The 17,899-nt window shown below is 27.0% G+C and carries 18 protein-coding genes; 15 read left to right on the forward strand and 3 right to left on the reverse strand.

Going from position 1 to position 17,899, the window contains the following annotated elements; translation table 11 throughout:
- The first annotated feature begins 138 nt into the window (after positions 1 to 138).
- The 6 genes from T514_RS24975 (at position 139) to T514_RS0118835 (ending at position 6,566) form a co-directional block, all read left to right on the forward strand.
- On the forward strand, positions 139 to 1,467 hold the full coding sequence (locus T514_RS24975; RefSeq protein WP_051542162.1) for a transglutaminase domain-containing protein: 1,329 nt from the start codon (positions 139 to 141) through the stop codon (positions 1,465 to 1,467).
- A gap of 166 nt (positions 1,468 to 1,633) precedes the next feature.
- A complete protein-coding gene (locus tag T514_RS0118815; RefSeq protein WP_027626173.1) occupies positions 1,634 to 2,332 on the forward strand; it encodes a hypothetical protein in 699 nt (232 codons plus the stop codon).
- Positions 2,333 to 2,446: 114 nt separating this feature from the next.
- The gene (locus tag T514_RS26305; RefSeq protein WP_084284748.1) at positions 2,447 to 3,250 is read left to right on the forward strand and encodes a response regulator; all 804 of its coding nucleotides are present in this window, start codon (positions 2,447 to 2,449) and stop codon (positions 3,248 to 3,250) included.
- 224 nt (positions 3,251 to 3,474) lie between these two features.
- Positions 3,475 to 4,185 carry an Ig-like domain-containing protein gene (locus T514_RS25895; protein ID WP_027626174.1) on the forward strand — a complete coding sequence of 237 codons (711 nt, stop codon included), beginning with the start codon at positions 3,475 to 3,477 and terminating at the stop codon, positions 4,183 to 4,185.
- 457 nt (positions 4,186 to 4,642) lie between these two features.
- Positions 4,643 to 5,704, forward strand: a complete 1,062-nt coding sequence (locus tag T514_RS0118830; RefSeq protein ID WP_034869651.1) for a cell wall-binding repeat-containing protein — start codon at positions 4,643 to 4,645, stop codon at positions 5,702 to 5,704.
- Positions 5,705 to 5,723: 19 nt separating this feature from the next.
- Positions 5,724 to 6,566, forward strand: a complete 843-nt coding sequence (locus T514_RS0118835) for an SLAP domain-containing protein (RefSeq protein ID WP_051542164.1) — start codon at positions 5,724 to 5,726, stop codon at positions 6,564 to 6,566.
- A 207-nt stretch (positions 6,567 to 6,773) separates the two neighbouring features.
- Here the strand turns inward: T514_RS0118835 and T514_RS0118840 are convergent, their stop codons facing one another.
- Complete coding sequence (locus T514_RS0118840) at positions 6,774 to 7,718, reverse strand: transposase (RefSeq protein WP_027626177.1); 945 nt, start codon at positions 7,716 to 7,718, stop codon at positions 6,774 to 6,776.
- A 244-nt stretch (positions 7,719 to 7,962) separates the two neighbouring features.
- Here T514_RS0118840 and T514_RS0118845 point away from each other — a divergent pair, with 244 nt between their 5' ends.
- Both T514_RS0118845 and T514_RS0118850 read left to right on the forward strand, forming a co-directional pair.
- Positions 7,963 to 8,514 carry a manganese efflux pump MntP gene (locus tag T514_RS0118845; RefSeq protein WP_027626178.1) on the forward strand — a complete coding sequence of 184 codons (552 nt, stop codon included), beginning with the start codon at positions 7,963 to 7,965 and terminating at the stop codon, positions 8,512 to 8,514.
- A gap of 60 nt (positions 8,515 to 8,574) precedes the next feature.
- A complete protein-coding gene (locus tag T514_RS0118850; RefSeq protein WP_027626179.1) occupies positions 8,575 to 9,003 on the forward strand; it encodes a Fur family transcriptional regulator in 429 nt (142 codons plus the stop codon).
- Between the two features lie 6 nt (positions 9,004 to 9,009).
- On the opposite strand, the gene T514_RS0118855 is transcribed toward T514_RS0118850, so the two are convergent.
- Positions 9,010 to 9,339, reverse strand: a complete 330-nt coding sequence (locus T514_RS0118855) for a hypothetical protein (protein ID WP_034869652.1) — start codon at positions 9,337 to 9,339, stop codon at positions 9,010 to 9,012.
- 143 nt (positions 9,340 to 9,482) lie between these two features.
- On the opposite strand from T514_RS0118855, the gene T514_RS0118860 reads away from it, so the two are divergent.
- The 3 genes from T514_RS0118860 (at position 9,483) to T514_RS0118870 (ending at position 12,364) form a co-directional block, all read left to right on the forward strand.
- A complete protein-coding gene (locus T514_RS0118860) occupies positions 9,483 to 9,881 on the forward strand; it encodes a DUF6762 family protein (protein ID WP_027626181.1) in 399 nt (132 codons plus the stop codon).
- Between the two features lie 204 nt (positions 9,882 to 10,085).
- Positions 10,086 to 11,144, forward strand: coding sequence for an HD-GYP domain-containing protein (locus tag T514_RS0118865; RefSeq protein ID WP_027626182.1), 1,059 nt, complete (start codon positions 10,086 to 10,088; stop codon positions 11,142 to 11,144).
- 200 nt (positions 11,145 to 11,344) lie between these two features.
- Positions 11,345 to 12,364 carry a rhomboid family intramembrane serine protease gene (locus tag T514_RS0118870; RefSeq protein WP_027626183.1) on the forward strand — a complete coding sequence of 340 codons (1,020 nt, stop codon included), beginning with the start codon at positions 11,345 to 11,347 and terminating at the stop codon, positions 12,362 to 12,364.
- Between the two features lie 62 nt (positions 12,365 to 12,426).
- Here the strand turns inward: T514_RS0118870 and ftsH are convergent, their stop codons facing one another.
- The gene (gene ftsH / locus T514_RS0118875; RefSeq protein ID WP_027626184.1) at positions 12,427 to 14,181 is read right to left on the reverse strand and encodes an ATP-dependent zinc metalloprotease FtsH; all 1,755 of its coding nucleotides are present in this window, start codon (positions 14,179 to 14,181) and stop codon (positions 12,427 to 12,429) included.
- Between the two features lie 329 nt (positions 14,182 to 14,510).
- Here ftsH and T514_RS24990 point away from each other — a divergent pair, with 329 nt between their 5' ends.
- The 4 genes from T514_RS24990 to T514_RS0118895 all read left to right on the forward strand — a co-directional run bounded on the left by T514_RS24990 (position 14,511) and on the right by T514_RS0118895 (position 17,890).
- Complete coding sequence (locus tag T514_RS24990; RefSeq protein ID WP_051542166.1) at positions 14,511 to 15,554, forward strand: YkvA family protein; 1,044 nt, start codon at positions 14,511 to 14,513, stop codon at positions 15,552 to 15,554.
- A gap of 57 nt (positions 15,555 to 15,611) precedes the next feature.
- On the forward strand, positions 15,612 to 16,064 hold the full coding sequence (gene rnhA / locus T514_RS0118885; RefSeq protein WP_027626185.1) for a ribonuclease HI: 453 nt from the start codon (positions 15,612 to 15,614) through the stop codon (positions 16,062 to 16,064).
- 123 nt (positions 16,065 to 16,187) lie between these two features.
- Positions 16,188 to 16,352, forward strand: a complete 165-nt coding sequence (locus T514_RS26765) for a YtxH domain-containing protein (RefSeq protein WP_156940010.1) — start codon at positions 16,188 to 16,190, stop codon at positions 16,350 to 16,352.
- 233 nt (positions 16,353 to 16,585) lie between these two features.
- The gene (locus T514_RS0118895) at positions 16,586 to 17,890 is read left to right on the forward strand and encodes a helix-turn-helix domain-containing protein (protein WP_027626186.1); all 1,305 of its coding nucleotides are present in this window, start codon (positions 16,586 to 16,588) and stop codon (positions 17,888 to 17,890) included.
- Positions 17,891 to 17,899: the final 9 nt, after the last annotated feature.

The raw sequence follows: 17,899 nt of genomic DNA on the forward strand, positions 1-17,899 counted from the left end.
AGTTTAAAATAAAATTGCTGGATTTTAGTATACCTGTGTTTTAGTATATAATAAATATATAACTAAATATATTTATAAATAATTTAAATTATATTACGATAATAATATAATGTTACTGACTATATGCGGAGGGGTTTTATGGGAAAAATGAAAAAAATAGCAACCAGTATCATATTACTAATATGCTTAACTTTAGTGCCTTTTGGAGTTACAGCAAGTTCGGACATAAGTAGAAATAACAATAAAAAGTTTAGACAAGAAAGTACTCAGATATTAAACAAGAATATACTTTATTCAGAAGAAAATCAGACTATAACTACACCAGTATATAAAAGTTATGCTGAGTATAGCTGTTTTTCTAAAAATCAGATTTTCCCAATAGTTAAAGATTATTGTCTAAATAGAGAAGAAAGCTTTACTATAAATTATACAGGAAATTTTGAAGATTTACGTAACATAATTCCTGAAATACGAGATTATATACAGAAAAGTGATGACTATTTAGCTAATTCTATTAAGTCATATTCAGGAAGATGGCAGGGATATGATGGTAATATAAGTTTGCAACTTAATATGGAATATAGAACTACTAAAGATCAAGAGAATTTTGTAGATTCAAAAGTAGATTCCATACTAAGTAGTATAATAACTCCATCTATGACTCAGGATAAGAAAGAGAAAGCAATACATGATTATATAGTGTCACATGTAGTTTATGATAGATCTTTAACTAAGTTTACTGCTTATGAGGCGCTTTATTCAGGAGAAACTGTATGCCAAGGTTATGCTATGCTTGCTTATAAAATGCTAAATAAAGTTGGAGTAGAAACAAGAATAGTTGTTGGACAAGCTAATAATGGCAGTAGTACTGAAAATCATGCATGGAATTTAGTTAACCTTAATGGGAAATGGTATCAAATGGATTGCACTTGGGATGATCCAATACCGGATGTAAAAGGACGTGTTCTGTATGATTATTATAATTTAACAGATGCTCAAATAGGGCAGAATCATTTCTGGAATAAAGCTGATTATCCAGAAGCTTATACGATTTATGATATGGGTAGTATAAACAATCCTAATGAGGAAAATCAGTTGGATTTAAGTGGATTTAAGCAAATAGATGAGAAAAAAGATGTAGTGTTAAATAAGATGTGGAACATAGATTTTACAAAGGGAGTAGACTTAAGTAGCGTAAATGAAAACAATGTGTTTATAGTTGAAGAAAGTGAGTTTAAAAATAAGTTTACTAATATAGAAAATATAAATAATGAAAGCTATGTGAATAATGTTAACAAACTTTCAAGAACTGTAGGATACAATGCAGATAAAAAGCTTTTAACTATTACACCAACAAATAATTATGAATCAGGAAAGAGTTATTATATAATAATTACTCAGAATGTATTATCTATATATAAAGAAAAGATACCAAAGCCTGTTATAATGAAGTTTATAGTTCAATAGTTAAGTATTGCAGTATTGAGATATTAATAATGTTTGTAGTATTGTAGTAAAAAAATAGACGGGAATTACGATAAATAATATTGAGAACATAAATTGTAATATTGTAGCAATTGTTTAGTGTTCTTAAAATCTAAAATAATATGATTATAAATGGAGGGTGTTTGCTTTGAGATTATTGAGAAACAAGTATAATAGCAAGAGGAACAATGGCTTAATAATGACATTTTCAGTTTTTCTATTAGCTTTTATGATTATTTTTAGTACAATGTCTAGTAATGCTTTAGCTGTAGATGATTCAAAAAATCTAGGCTTAAAAAATATAACTGATCCAAATTATGTATGGTCAGTAGATTTTAATTCATCTGGAGATCTTGATTCCATAAAAAATAGCATAGGTGTAAGAGAATTGAATGGGGACAGTTTAGGAAAATTGGTTAAAGTGGAAGTTAAACCAAGTGACAATGACGAAACATTTAAAATAATGCCTCCAGCTGGTGGATATGAATTAGGTAAATCTTATAGAATAACTGTTGGTAAGGGAGCAAAATCTAAAAACAATCAAAATATAAAAAGAGATGTGTTATTAGATTTTAAAGTAACACAAGAAATTAAGTTGGATGTAAATGTACTTGTATCTCCTTATTTATCTATGTTAAAGCAGATAACTGTAGATTGTAAGGTTGCTAATGTAAAAATGTTTAAAATTGAAGGTAACAATAATTTATTTTCTATAGAAAAGGAAGCTGTCACACTATTTGGTGGAGATACCGCTAAGATATCTTTCTATGATGATAATAGAAATCTTTTAGGAGAAAGTACTGTAGATGTAAGTAAATCTAATAAGGCTGTTATTTCTTTAAAATAGGGGACAGTTCATGATTTTTTAGCAAAAAACTAGGGACAGTTCATGATTTATGGCAAAACAAATAATGAGGAACAGTTGATGTTTTTTGCCAAAAGTTACAAAGGTGGTGATTTTATGGCTAATATATTGGTTGTTGATGATTCAGCTATTATGAGAATAAATATAAGATCTATTCTAGCTGAAGCTGGACATAATGTTGTTTCAGAAGCAGAAAATGCTATTCAAGCTTTTTATGAGTATCAAAAGTTTCGTCCAGATTTAGTTACAATGGATATAAATATGCCAGGTACAACTGGAATAGAAGCGACAAAAAAAATATTAAGTTCTCATCCAGATGCAAAAATAATAATAGTAAGTTCATTGGAACAAAAAAATCAAGTAGTAGATGCACTGGAGGCAGGGGCTAAGCACTATGTATTAAAACCAATTACTCCAGAAAGATTATTGCAGAGAATAAATAGTGTGTTAGGGATTATAGAAGAAAATATTACAGAAGATACTGAGGAAGAAAATATAGAAGAAAAAACAGAAGAAATTGAGGAAGAGGATACAGTAAAAGAAGAACCTTTTATTATAACAAATAACAGTGGTGTCTTTGTAGTAAGAATTAATAAATCTATAGATAGTGATGCATTAAAACAGCTAAATACAGTGATGGAGGGACTACTATTTATTAAACCATTAGAAATCATTTTTGATTTTAATGAAATAGAGTGTCTTGAAATGACTATATATAATAATTTTGTAGATTTAACAAAGAAATTATTTGAAGGAGAAGCTAATACAAAAATTGTTGTTAATAATAAAGAACTATTTAAGTTTATTGTACATAATACTATAAATTCCTATGCCAAAATTTACAAAGACATGGATGAGATAGAAAATGAACAAGATAAAGTAAGTGATGAAGATATTTAAGAATATAAAAGTGGTATAAAATAAATGACCAAAAAGAAACCTCCTTGAGTTAGTGTAATTTCTAAACATTATAATCTAGGAGGTTTATAAATTTGGGGACAGCTTATTGATATGCCATAAATTACAAGATTATTTAATTTAAGAAGAAATCAAATATAACGAAATATAAAGTAATAAAATTAAATAAATTATAACTATTAAAAAGTTATATTTAGGAGGAAACTATGTTTAAGGAAATAAAAAATAAGCTAATTGTGATAACATTACTATTTGGAGCGATATTAATTGCTCCAATAAAGGTGTTTGCTATAGACAATAGTAAATTATCTAGTAAAGAGGTAAGTAAAGATAAGATTTGGATGATAAGATTTAACATTAAATTAGATTCTAATACTATTAATAATTCAGTTATTGTAAAGGACTTATCAGGAAATAAAATAAATATAAAATTAAAGCTTTCAGATGATGGAAAAACAATATTGGTATACCCGCCAGTTAATAATTATGATATTAACAAAGAATATATCTTATATGTTGAAGATAATATAAAATCTGTTAATAGTCGCAAACTAAAGTCAGGGGCAATAGTAAATTTTTTTGTAAAAGATAATACTAGCAGTAGCGGAAGTAGTAGTGGAAGCAGTAATGGAGGCAGTAGTACAAGTAGTATTAATGCTATAGCAAAGGTAGAGGTATCACCTGTTATGAAGAATTTTAAAGTGATTAATATAAAAAGCAGTAATAATTCTAATATTAAAAAATTTAAAATTGAAGGAAATAATAATTTATTTGATATAGGTAAAGCTGCTCTCAGTATAGTAAATGATGATAAAGTTACAATATACTTTTATGGTGAGGATGGAAATAATCTAATTGGTAAAGGAACTTTAGATGTTAGTAGAACAGCGGATAATTTAGACATTAAGATTCAATAGAATAGCAAAAATAATAATATTATTATATATTATATAAAACCCTATTTATTTAAGTAGGGTTTTATTAGAAATTTAATGTATAGTTTAGGATTAATTGTTTTAACTGTTAGTATAATATGTTAAAATATAAGGAGTATTTAATATGATGATGTATAAAAATTATATTAAATAGTTTTAATGACTTAATTTTGTGGAATAATTTACATCAAGGTTATTTTTTATAATACTTTACTAGTGCATTCTATTGATGGTACTATTAAATTATATGGAATAATAGTTTATTTGATGTATTTTGTAGATAATATAGATAATTGTTACGCATATTTATTAATTACTATAAAAATAATTTTATTCCCATAATAATTTAAAACAAGAAAAGAGCAATGTATTTAATAACATTTAGTAACAAAATATTTATTTAAATTATAATTATTTTAAATTTTGGAGGGGACAGTTCATGAATAATAAGAAACTTAGTAAAATAATTTGTACAGCAGTAGTTTCTGTATTTTTAACAACAACATTTAGTAGCATTAATGTAATGGCAGCCTCAGTTAATAGAGTTGGAGGTCAGGATAGATTCACTACAGCTAGAAGTGTTGCTGAAGATATATTTGGCAAGAGTCAAAATGTAGTTTTAGTAAATGGTGAAGGATATGCTGATGCAGTAAGCGCTACTCCACTAGCTAAGAAATTAGGAGCTCCTATTCTTCTAACTAAAAAGGATTCATTACCTAATGGTGTGCTTGATACTATAAAGAAAATAGGGGCAAGTAATGTGTACATAGTAGGAGGAGAAGGAGTAGTAAGTACAGCAATTTCGGATAAGTTAAAAGCTAACGGTCTTAAAGTAACACGTTATGCAAAAGATGGTGGAAACAGATTTGATACTAATGCAGTTGTAGCTAGAGAATTAATTTCAAAAACAGGAGCTAAGAAGGCTATATTAGTTAATGGCCAAAATGGATATTCTGATGCTTTAAGTGTAGCTTCTATTGCTGCCAAGCTAGAGATTCCAGTATTAATAACAAATTCAGTTAAATTAGATGTAGCAGTTAAAAAGGTTATAGATGATTTTAAACTTGAAGTAATGGCAGTTGGTGGATCTGGTGTACTTAATGATTCCATTGTAAGCTCAGTTAAGGGGACAAGGGTAGCTCAAGGAAAAGATAGATTTAAGACAAATATGGCGGTTTTAAATTATTTTAAAGCTGATTATTCCTTTGACAAAGTATATGTAGCTTCTGGTGGTAATGATAGTGTTAAGAATTTTGCAGATGCATTAGTAGCTTCAGCAGCAGCAGCAAAATCAGGTTCACCTGTAGTGTTAAGTGGAAATATGGCAAGTTCACAAGATCTATCATCAGCTGGAAACTTCATTAAAGATAATATAAATAAAAATAGTGGTATTACTCTAATTGGTAGTAAGGGAGTTTTATCTGAAAGTGTAGAGAATACCCTAAACAAAATAGCTGAAGAAGCATCAGAAGAAGATCTTGAAATTATAGTAATAGAATAAAAAATTGGAGGAGTAAAGTATGGAAAAAAATAGGGACAGTTCAATTGAAGCAGCAAAAAAAGATGCATTAAATATTGAACTTTCAATAAATAACGATGTAGTAGATAGAATATCAGATGTACAAAAAAGCTATTTGGAAGAAGAAATGAGTGAAACTATTCCTGAAATTAAAGAAGGAGAAATAGGTGTATTTGGAGTTTATGCATTTAGTGATGATGACAAATTAGAGGTTAAAATATATATTGTAAATGGACTTGAAAAACCAATAAATTTTGAAGAAGTTCCTCTTTATATTATAAATTCTAAAGGTGAACAATTAGCTTATCAAGTTTTTGATTTTAGTAAAATAGGAGATATTCCTCCACGTTCAGCGAGACCTTGGAAAGTATATTTTGACAAGGAAAATTTATTTGTCAAAGAAATACCTCAAGATGATTGGACAGTTGTTGTTAATAATAATGCAAAAGCTGTTAGATATTCTAAAATAGAATTAGAAAAAATACCTGATGGAATGGATGAAGAAGAAATATCTACCTTTAATGAATTTATGGGTTCATTGCCAAAACTAGAATACGGACAAGTTAGTGTGTCTTTATTTACAGTAACTCAGTACAAAAACAATAATTTGCTTATGACTTTATTGGTAAGGAATGCAACAAATGAATCTATTAGATTAGAGAAGATTCCAGTTACAATAAAGACAGCAGATGGAAAGACAGTACTTTCAGGAATTTTTGATTTAGAGGATTTTGAAATAGGTTCTCATAAGGCTAGAATATTAAGTTTAGTATTTGAGAAAGAATTATTATTAGAAGAAGAAATTGATTTAACTACATGTAGTGTAACTTTTAATAGAGAATAATTAATAATTCCCAAAATTTATGATAAAAATTAAGAAATAGTTTATTAGCTATAATTATAGTTGATAAGCTATTTTTGCTTTTATAAATTTAATTTAAACCAAATATTATTATATGGAAATATGCTTATACAATTGATGAAGTTTAAAATAAGCTTGATATTATAAAAATAATAGTAGAAATATGTTTATTTATCAATATAGTATATATTAGTAAGTAAATGAGTATTCATATAAAAAGCTGTCTAATATGATTTTATAATCCGGATCATTAGAAATAAGTTCGTAACCTTTACTACATAGTTTAGATAGATAAGATTGAGTATAATTACTAATTACTTGAGATATCTGATTAAAAGTAAAATTGCAAAAACATCTCATAATTAAGACACAAATAGATCTATAAGCAGAAATTTTTTTATTATATTTTATATTAATTATAGTACTATCTATATTACAAGATTTATAAATAAAGTTCATTACATCTTCAGGTTCTAAAGATCTTATTAAAGGAGTTTTTTCATTAATATAGTCTATAGAGTTTTTTAGGTGTTCATCTGATTTAACATCCCATTTAATATCTATTAATTTTGTAGCCTTAGATAATCTATTTTTTACAAAGTTATAGTATCGTTTTCGTGATAAAATTAAATCTTCATTAAAGTAATTAAGTATAGGATGGAAATCTATCAAATTAAATATGTTATCCTTATTTCCAAGGTATGTAGAATAACTAGAGTAATTATAATTTTCTACACAGTTTTTATAACCTTTTATGTCTTTAGGATTATTATGAATATAAGCAGACATTAATATAATATCTGTATCTTTTTCTGCAATAATACTTTTAAATCTATCAGAAAAAACATGTCCATAGCGATTATGTTTCTTATTATAGTATTGAGCATAGCTTTGATTAATAGAATGCATAAATTTACTTATATCAGCGCCATTTGAATGAATTAACAAATGGACGTGTGTATCCATTAAACAATAGGCAAATACTTTGAATAAAAAAATATCCTTATATTTTTTCAATATATTCAAAAATTTATCTTTATCACTTGAGTTTTTAAATAGGTTAAATTCTTTAAAACTCCTCATGGTAATGTGATATATTCCATTAAAACATTTTACTCTTGCAGTTCTAGGCAATTAAAACATCCTTTCTTATGAACTATTATTATCGTTATTATTATTTATTGACATATTTTATAAATATAAACAATATTATTTAACTTAGGTGATTATCTATTATTTTATTATCTATTATTATCTATTAATCATCAACTGTCCCTTAACAAAAGAAATGATTTATTAGTTGATTATATTTAAATTATCTTATAAAATGAAAAAATAGATTTGAAAAATTATTTTAAAGAAATTTTGGAGGTTAAATATGAAATTTTACTCGTTATTTTTAGTTGCTCTAGCTCTTTCATTAGATGCATTTGGGGTATCGCTTTCTATAGGATTGAATAGGCTAGCTACAAGAAAATATAAGGCATTATGTATTTTATCATTCGGATTTTTTCAATTTCTATTTTCTATATTGGGGGCTTATGCTGGTTTTTTATTTAATACATATATTGTCTCTGTTCCTAAGGTAATAGGAGGAATAGTAATAATGCTAGTTGGAATATTAATGATTAAGGAAGGATTGGAAGATAAAGAAGAATGTGCACTTATAAAACCAGGTATGTGGATTATATTAGGCATTTCTGTTAGTATCGATGCTATGGTTGTAGGATTTACAGCTTTAAACAATATAGTAAGTGGATATATGATCTTAAAAGATACATTATTTATAGGTTTTATTACTATTATTAATTGTATATTTGCTTTTATTATTGCAAGATATCTAAAGAAAATTGAAATTATATGTAAGTATGCAGATTATATAGGAGGAATTATATTAATTATTTTTGGGTTAAAGATGGTATTTTTTTAGAATTAACTAATTAACTACTTTTATGATATAATAATTGTAATAATATTGTAAGGTGATCATATGAATATAGAAGAATTTTTAAGAAACAACGGTATAAAAGTAACCAAAGGTAGAATTAATATAATTGAAATATTGCAGGAATGTAATTCAGCGGTTACTGTAGAATATATTTATGAACAATGCAAAAATAGAAATGTAAATTTAGACTTATCAACAGTATATAGAAGTTTAGAATTATTTAATAATAAGGATATTGTAGACAAATTTGATTTAGGTCATGGAAAATATAATTATATAATAAATCCTGATAAGCATAAACATATTCTTGAATGTACTGTTTGTCATAAAGAAGTTGAAATTGATTGTCCTATTCGCCAAGTAGAGGAACTTATAAAGAATAAAACTGGTTTTACAATTTCAGAAAACGAATTGGATTTAAAGTTAAAGGGCATTTGTAGAGATTGTGCTGTAAAAAAAGTTCATAAATAATTGGGATTAAGGAACCTGGTATAGTTTTTTTACTTTCCAGATTCCTTTTGGACTTTTTTCTAGGAAAACATCATATTGAACTTTTTTATGAGGAGATTTTTTTTGCAAACCATTAACTCTCATTATAGCTAATCTTCCATCGGAGAAAGATAAGTGAAAGTCATTAATATCAAATAATTTATGAGAATTCAATAAACCTGTAGTCATATATCTTTCAACAACATAGGTTATTTCTCGTGATTTATAATATATAATTCTATACCTTATTACGATGGATAATATTATGATAGCTGGCAATATTATAAATATAAATTTAGATTTAGGCAATCTTTTCATCTTTTTCCCCCTATAATAATGATAAAGTTCTAATAAATAGTAATAAGTTCACGATAATAATGTAAAGATGAAATATAGTATAATATAATTATAGACTAAAAACATGTAATAGTAAATATATGGAAATAAAGAGGAGGATGAATATGAATTTTTCTTCATTAGTTTTAATGGAAAGAGATAAGGAAAATAATCAATTTGTTAAAGAGCTTGGAAGTTATCAAGTAAATGATGGAGCTGAATATATAACAAAGATGTACTATGATGGGGAAAAAGTACATTTGTTTTTTGATACAAGAAAAGATGTAGAGGACTGGGAGTATACAGCAATATTTGATTTGTTTAATGATAGTGCTTTTATTGAGAGTGGATATGATATTGAAAATGAAGATAATGAATATAATCCCACATGGCATATAACTTTTGATTATATTGAAGAAGTAAATGTTATGGAAGAAAAATTGCAACGAATATGTACGTTAATTAAGGAACAGATGGAGAAAGTGTTTAAAGAAATACAAGGAAAGCAAGAGGAATATAAATAAAATAATTATATGATTCGTGAAAAATATATAGATTTCTATAAAAATTAACTTTTTATGATATATTTACTGAAATAATAACAAATTTCTGTTAAGTACGTTGTTTTGGTATTTTATTTTATTTATTAGTGTGATATTATCATAATTAGATATTTTAACCATCTGGTTGTTAATTATATGTTAAATTAGGTTTAAGGAGAAATTGTTATGAGGCTTGAATTTATAAATAGAGTAAGGGAGAACGACGTACTAGGTAAGAGTATTTTAACTAGTGATGGTAAAATTCTTTTAAAAGCAGGAATAAAACTTACACACAACTATATAACAAAGCTTCAGGAAATAGGAGTATTTTATGTATATGTAGAAGATGAAAGACTAGAAGATGTTCAGGTTGAAGATCAACAGTTAACTGAATTAAAACAAGTTACAATGAAAAGTATGTCTAAAATAGTTAAAAATATTCATAGTTGTAATGGAAAAGAATTAAGACAATCCTTAGAAAGTGTTGAGGATCTAGTTGAATATATAATTGACCTTGGAGATGTAAATAGAAGCCTTTATGATATAAAAACTTATGATAATTATACATATATGCATTCCTTGGATACTTGTATAATGACATCATTTTTGGGGCTTTCATCTAATTTCAAGGAATATGAATTAAAGGAATTAGGTGTAGGAGCAGTACTTCATGATGTTGGGAAAACTAAGGTGCCAAATAAAATTTTAAATAAAAATGGTAAGCTAACAGAAGAGGAATTTAATGAAATTAAAAAGCATACAATATATGGTGGAGAAATAGTAAGAAAAACTGTATCAATGCCATATTCAATAATAGATATAGTGGAACAACATCACGAAAGGGTAGATGGTAGAGGGTATCCTTATGGTCTAGAAGGAAATAATATATCAAAATTTGCAAAGGTAGTTTGTATATGTGATGTATATGATGCAGTAAGTAATGACAGATGCTATAGAAAAAAATTTAATCCTAATGATGCTTATGAGCTTATACTTGCAGGGTCTGGGACAAGCTTTGATGAAAATTTAGTGAGAAATTTCAAAAATACTTTTGCTATATATCCTTTAGGATGCTGTGTTAGACTTTCAAATGGTGAAGAGGGATATGTTATAAATCAAAATAAAGGTTTTCCAGATAGACCAGTTATAAGAATATTTTATGATAGCAAAACAAGATTGCCAATTCCGTTTTATGAGATTGATTTATTAAAAAATCCGAGTCTTGTCATAAATGCTATTGTTTAGAGTAAAAGAGCTTGCCTTTTATTAGGTAAAGCTCTTTTCTATAATAGAATAAATAAGTTCGCTATAAAAATAAATTATATTTATTAAATATTAGTGAATATTAATATAAACTTTAAATATTAATGATATAATTTTAGTAAAAATAATAAGCTGTTTATGGTTTCTATTATTTTTAGTATTAATTTAAAGGAGAAACGCACATGAATCAAGATAATATTATAAAGTTTGTTGTAGAAAATGCTACAAGAGGCTTAGGGTATAATTTGATAGAGTTTAATGATAGTTGTATGGGCATTATTAGTCCTTGGGTATTGATTAAACAAGAGGACATGGGAATTAGTAGATGTATAATATTCTGTAATGAGGAATATGAAAATATAGATGATTATTGGATAAAACTTAATTTGAAAGATTATAGTAATACTGATTATTTAAATGTTTTAAAGATTGTTTTTACCCAAAATGAAGAAAGAGCAAATATTAAAATTCATAACATAATTCAAGGACAGTCCATGAATAATTTGCAGATGCAAGGGTACATATTTTTAGATATGAACGTAGGTAAAGTTCTTTATTATACTAGCGGAAATGAAGAGTTAGTAAGCATAATAGGATATTATTTAAATGAATATAACATGAAGGAAAAGAATATTAGTACAAAAAATAATAGGCCTATTTTAACATATATATTAATAGGTATTAACATATTTATGTATATAATTACTGCTCTGTTATCTGGAAATATAATAGATAGTAATATAAATGTACTTGTATTTTTAGGAGCGAAGGTAAATCCATTAATACAAAGTGGGGAATATTACAGACTGTTAACATGTACCTTCTTGCATGGAGGAATTATTCATTTAGGACTTAATATGTATGCCTTGTATGCTTTAGGGCCGTCAATAGAAAGCATTTATGGAAGATGGAAATATATTTTGATTTACATTATTTCAGGTATAACTTCTTCTATATTAAGTTATTTTTTATCTGATAGTATTTCTATAGGTGCTTCAGGAGCTATATTTGGTCTTTTAGGAGCGTATCTAATAATTGCTTTTAAATTAAAAGATCAGGTAGGAAAAAATTTTGTTAGTAATATTATATCCGTTATATTTGTTAACCTTATAATAGGTTTTTCTGTAGCTAATGTGGATAACTTTGGACATATAGGTGGATTAATTGGGGGAGTAATTGTATCAGCATTAGTATGGAAATAAAGGGGACGGTTCATGCAATTTTTTCATGAACCGTCCATAGTTTTTTCATGCTGGATAATTAATTAAGCCAAAGTTTCATGAACTGTCCCCAACATTTCTAGATCCTCATAGTGGAGAGTTTCTTTTTGAAGTAGTTTTTCTGTTAAGGCATTAAGAGATTCTTCTTCACTTTTTAGAAGTTGCTTTGTTTCTTCGTATAGATTGTCTACTAATTCTTTACATTCATTTATAATGTTATCTTTATTTATATTAAGATTCATTAATTCTTGCATATTTAGAAGACCTATTGTTTCGCCCATACCATATTGAGTTATCATATGAAAAGCAATGTTAGTGCATTGTTTTAAGTCATTATGTGCTCCAGTAGTGATGTAATCTGCACCAAATATTAATTCTTCAGCAGCTCTTCCTCCTAAAAGTACCATTATTCTCTTTTTTAGATAGTCTTTATTTTGATATAGACTATCTTCAGGTATACTTAAGGTATATCCACCAGCACCCTTGGTACTTGGAATTATAGTAACCTTAGATACTTTTTCATTAGGGAGCATCTTTAAAGATACCAGAGCATGTCCAACTTCGTGGAAAGCCGTTATTTTTCTATCTTTCTCTTTTATATAATCCCTATTTTGCTTTTCGTAACCAGCTACAACAATTGAAAAAGCCTTATCCATATGATAGTTTTCTATAAACTTACTTTCTTCTTTACAGGCAAGTATAGCTGCTTCATTTACTAAGTTCTCTAATTTGGCACCAGAGAAGTAAGCAGTTTTTTGAGCCCATTCTTTTATATTCATATCTTTTATAGGTTTATTTTTTAGATGAAGATTAAGAATTTTTTCTCTTGCAGTTAAATCAGGTAATGATACTTCTATATGTCTGTCAAATCTACCAGGTCTTAGAAGAGCTTCATCAAGCATATCTAATCTATTTGTAGCAGCCATAATTATAATGCCTTCTTTTTCATTAAAGCCTGACATTTCAGTAAGTAAAGCATTCAAGGTTTGATCCCTTTCATCAGAACCACCAGTTTTGGAATTATCTCTTTTTTTACCAATAGCATCTATTTCATCTATAAATATAACTGCTTTTCCATGACCTTTTGCTTTTTTAAATAATTGTCGTATTCTACTAGCACCAACCCCTACATAAACTTGAACAAAGTCGGAACCAGACATAGCGTAGAAAGGAACATTAGCTTCTCCAGCAACAGCCTTAGCTAAAAGAGTTTTTCCTGTTCCAGGATCTCCATAAAGTATAATTCCTCTAGGCATTCTTGCACCATAAGAACTATATTTCTCAGGATTTTTTAGAAAATCTACTATATCCATTACACTTTCTTTAGCTTCTTCATTACCAGCTACATCATTAAATGTAAATGGAGCATTTTCTATAGCAGAGGCATCTAAGGAGTCGACGGATAGCATGCCTTTAGAAGTTATATTAGAAGATCTAATTAGAGCAATCATTAAAGAAATAATTGATATCATAAATGAAGCCATAAATATTATTGATGGAGCATCTGAAGGACTGGTTTCTGAAACCTCTACACCTTGTTTTAAAAGAGTTTCCTTAAAGTTATCTATTCTTGGATTATCTGTCTCGTATATTTTTCCATCGGACAATTTAACTTTTATTTTTGGAGTATCTGTAAAATAAACTGTAGATACTTTTTTCTTAGACATATCATTCAAAAATTCTACATAACTTTTATCTTTTGTTCCCATGAAATTGTAATTTATTCCTAATAGAAAAACTAAAGAAATTACTGCTGTAATGATAGGAATATAAATTTGTTTTTTCTTTATTTTATTCATATAACTAACCCCCATAAATTTAGTTTATTTAATATTAAAAAAATAAAAGCGAAGATTATAAACAAAATTTTATATTTTTTCGAACTCTTAAATGCTGATTAGTTAATAGTAATTATTGTGTACAATAATATTATAATAATCTTTTATCTTAGTCCAATAAAAATCATAAATTTTGCTATAGTAATTTCTGAGAAAGTGTATTATAAGTGGTAATTAAAAATTAGATAGAATATTTAAAGGTATCCAATGACAGAACAAGGATATAAAAACTATATTGCAGAAATTATTTTTTACTGTATACTTTAAATATAAGAAATGGAGGGAATTTTATGAGAATATCTGCAGTAAAAACTGTTTTGACCCAAGAAGATATATTAGGAATAATGCAAGAATATATAAAAGTAGAAGGATTGTCTTTTGAGAATTTAATTATTGATGATTTTATAATTTTGGAAGGAACATATAAAAAGGCAATTAACATACCATTTAAAGTAAAGTTAGGACTTGGAAATATAAAAGATAATATATTAAATGTAAAAATATTTAGCGTTAGTATAGCTAAATTAGGTATTTTAAAAGGAATTAAAAATTTTGCTTTGAAAAAATTGTTAAAGGAATTTGAAGAGTATGGTGTAAAGGTAGAAAAGGAAACTGTATCTTTAGATCTCAATGGGGTTTCAAGATTTGTACCATTCTTCTACTTTAATTTAAATAAAATAACTATAAATAAAGGAACATTAGAAGCAGAAATAGAGAATATAGTATATGCAGAGGATAAAGAGACTGTTGATATAAAACAAAAAGATAAGGAATATAAGGTTCCAGAAGATTGCTATACTAAGCTTAGAGAAAATATAGAAGAAAAGGTGCCAGACAAATATGAAATGCTTGTAGAGTATGCTATGATTATACCCGATATTATTGCTTTATTATGGAGAATATTTAAAGATAATAGGGTAAGTGTTGTTGCCAAGGGAAAGGCTGTAGGGGTAATAGGTTATTTAGCAATGCCTTTTGATATAATACCGGATTTTATTCCTTTTATAGGTAAAATTGATGATGTGGCAATAGCTTTTTATGGCTTGAATTCCATAATAAATGATATACCTGAAGAGATAATACTAGAAAACTGGCAAGGAGATAAAAATATTATACTTACTGTAAGAGAAGGAGTAAAATATATATCACAAATAGTTGGAAGTGAAAATGTGGCTAAGTTGCTTAGTACTATTAAAAGCTTGTCCAAACCAAATAATAAAGAAGAAAAGAAAATAGTTAAAGAGAGTAATGAATTAAATACAGATACGGATAAAGATAAAGAGTGTACAAGCACTGATAAGAATGAAGGTACTTGTAAAGATAAGAATGTATAAATAATGTAAATGTGGATAATGTTAATATAATGGGATAAAAGGGAGGATTAAGGGTTGATGAAAAAGGTCATTGTATATACCGATGGAGCTTGTAGAGGAAATGGAAAAGAAAATACCATTGGAGCTTATGGTATAGTACTTATGTATAATGGAGTAAAAAAAGAAATAAAAAAAGCTGTTTTAAATACCACTAATAATATAATGGAATTAACAGCAGTAATAGAAGCTCTATCTGTTCTTAAAGAACCATGTGAAGTAGAGCTTTATAGTGATTCTGCATATGTAGTAAACGCTATTAACAATAAATGGATAGATTCTTGGTTAAAAAATGGATGGAGAACTTCTTCAAAAGAACCCGTCAAAAATAAGGAACTTTGGGAAAGTTTAATAGAAGTGCTAAAAGTTCATAAAGTAAAATTTATAAAGGTTAAAGGACATTCTGATAATGAATATAATAATAGATGTGATGCACTTGCCAATGAAGCTATGGACGAAATTTTGGGAAAATAACTTCATTACATAATAAATTCTATTAAGGAATTTATATGAATTTGTTGGGGAAAGTTCCTTGAGTAAAAAATATTAAATTGCATAATCTATTTATAAGAATAAATTAGGAGAGGTGAATATTTTATGCAAAAGAGGTTTTTAACAGGGATGATTTTAGGAGCAGCAGCTACCATGTTAGTTCTTCCTGAAATGGATAGAAGTACTCAAAGGAGAATAAAAAGGGCAAATAAGCAAATGAGAAATATGGCAGGAGATACTTATGACAATATATTAAGATGGATGAAGTAAAAATGAATATATAAATAAAATAATAGAAAATGGGCAGATGAGCATAATCTGTCCATTTTTGGTATATATTCAATTTATTTACGTATTATTTATATTAATTTTGAAAATTTTAATATACATAGTAAAAAATATGTTATAATATATTAAGAATTTATGAAATAATTATAATGCAATTAAATTTAGTATATATATTTAGTTTACTGTTTGAATTAAAGAGTAAAGGAAGAGTGACTATGGAAATATTGTCTCTAGGTGAAAAGATAAAAAGAAGAAGAAAAGAATTAAATATGACTTTAAAGGATTTAGCAGGAGAAAGAATTACTCCTGGGCAGATAAGCCTTGTAGAATCAGGAAAATCAAATCCAAGTATGGACTTATTAGAATATTTAGCAGGGGCATTGAATACATCAGTAGAGTATTTGATGGAGTCTGAGGAAAGTCAGGCAGAAAAAATATGCACCTATTTTGAGACTATAGCAGAATCATATACATTGAATAAGGACCTTTCCTTAGGAGAACAATATATAGAAAAGGCGTTATATTATGCTGAAAAATATAATTTGGAATATAGAAAGGCAAGGAACTTATATTTAAGGGGCACAACCTATATGATAAAAGGTGAAATGCCACTAGCTCAACAATTTTTCTTATCTGCCAATGTAATATTTATAAAGGATAATAAGCACGAAGAAACCATAAATACTTTTGTTAATCTTGGTAAAATAACTTTAGAACTTAAAGCTTATCATTCTTCGTCTAGTTATTTTCAGCAGGCAGAAAAGGTATATAATGATAATGATATAGGAAATGATTTTTTAATAGGTGAAATATATTATTATATGGCTTATACCAATTTTAAATTAGAAAATTTAGATAAGGCTATAAATTATTCATTCCTTGCAAAAGAAAAGTTTAAACAAATTAATAATAAAAAAGAGTATGCCAATACCCTTCTTATGATTGCTGAACAGTATAGTAAAAAAGGTGATATAGATAATGCTATAAAATATTCTAAAAAGACATTAAATTTGTTTAAAGAGATGGATGATCAGGTATATGTAGCTCAAATTGAAAATAATTTGGGCAAGCTTTTCTATGAATTTGAGAATATAGAAGAGTCTTTTATTCATTTAAATAAAGCTAAGGAATTAAGAAAAAGCATAAAGGATTCAAAGTTAATAGAAACTTTAGTAAATATTTGTGAAAATTATATAAAGCTAAAAGATGTAGAAAAATCAAAAGCTATTCTTGAAGAAATTATAGATAGTATTGAAGATGGAGATCATGAAGCTTTAATTCAATATTATCTTTTAAAATATAGGGTGCATATGCTTGAAGGAGATTTAAAGGAGGCTGAAGGTACTTTATTATTAGCGTTAAATTTTGTGAGAAACATGGACTACTTGAAGGAAGCGGCAGAAATATCCATTATGATAGGTAAGTTCTATATGGATAATGGAAGAGAGAATGAAGCAGCACAGTATTTAAATAATGGTGTTGAGGCATTTAAGAAATTAGGCATATTAAAGGAGTCTTAGGATAGGTGA

Source organism: Clostridium lundense DSM 17049 (genome assembly GCF_000619945.1).
Taxonomy (GTDB): Bacteria; Bacillota; Clostridia; order Clostridiales; family Clostridiaceae; genus Clostridium_AO; species Clostridium_AO lundense.

Bases quoted from the DNA above. Each gene is read 5' to 3' on its own strand.
- T514_RS25895 (WP_027626174.1), top strand. From the start codon at position 3,475: ATGTTTAAGGAAATAAAAAATAAGCTAATTGTGATAACATTACTATTT.
- T514_RS0118895 (WP_027626186.1), top strand. From the start codon at position 16,586: ATGGAAATATTGTCTCTAGGTGAAAAGATAAAAAGAAGAAGAAAAGAA.
- T514_RS26765 (WP_156940010.1), top strand. From the start codon at position 16,188: ATGCAAAAGAGGTTTTTAACAGGGATGATTTTAGGAGCAGCAGCTACC.
- T514_RS0118865 (WP_027626182.1), top strand. From the start codon at position 10,086: ATGAGGCTTGAATTTATAAATAGAGTAAGGGAGAACGACGTACTAGGT.
- T514_RS24975 (WP_051542162.1), top strand. From the start codon at position 139: ATGGGAAAAATGAAAAAAATAGCAACCAGTATCATATTACTAATATGC.
- T514_RS0118860 (WP_027626181.1), top strand. From the start codon at position 9,483: ATGAATTTTTCTTCATTAGTTTTAATGGAAAGAGATAAGGAAAATAAT.
- T514_RS0118830 (WP_034869651.1), top strand. From the start codon at position 4,643: ATGAATAATAAGAAACTTAGTAAAATAATTTGTACAGCAGTAGTTTCT.
- T514_RS0118850 (WP_027626179.1), top strand. From the start codon at position 8,575: ATGAATATAGAAGAATTTTTAAGAAACAACGGTATAAAAGTAACCAAA.
- T514_RS0118870 (WP_027626183.1), top strand. From the start codon at position 11,345: ATGAATCAAGATAATATTATAAAGTTTGTTGTAGAAAATGCTACAAGA.
- T514_RS0118855 (WP_034869652.1), bottom strand. From the start codon at position 9,339: ATGAAAAGATTGCCTAAATCTAAATTTATATTTATAATATTGCCAGCT.
- T514_RS0118845 (WP_027626178.1), top strand. From the start codon at position 7,963: ATGAAATTTTACTCGTTATTTTTAGTTGCTCTAGCTCTTTCATTAGAT.
- T514_RS0118835 (WP_051542164.1), top strand. From the start codon at position 5,724: ATGGAAAAAAATAGGGACAGTTCAATTGAAGCAGCAAAAAAAGATGCA.
- T514_RS26305 (WP_084284748.1), top strand. From the start codon at position 2,447: ATGGCTAATATATTGGTTGTTGATGATTCAGCTATTATGAGAATAAAT.
- ftsH (WP_027626184.1), bottom strand. From the start codon at position 14,181: ATGAATAAAATAAAGAAAAAACAAATTTATATTCCTATCATTACAGCA.
- rnhA (WP_027626185.1), top strand. From the start codon at position 15,612: ATGAAAAAGGTCATTGTATATACCGATGGAGCTTGTAGAGGAAATGGA.
- T514_RS24990 (WP_051542166.1), top strand. From the start codon at position 14,511: ATGAGAATATCTGCAGTAAAAACTGTTTTGACCCAAGAAGATATATTA.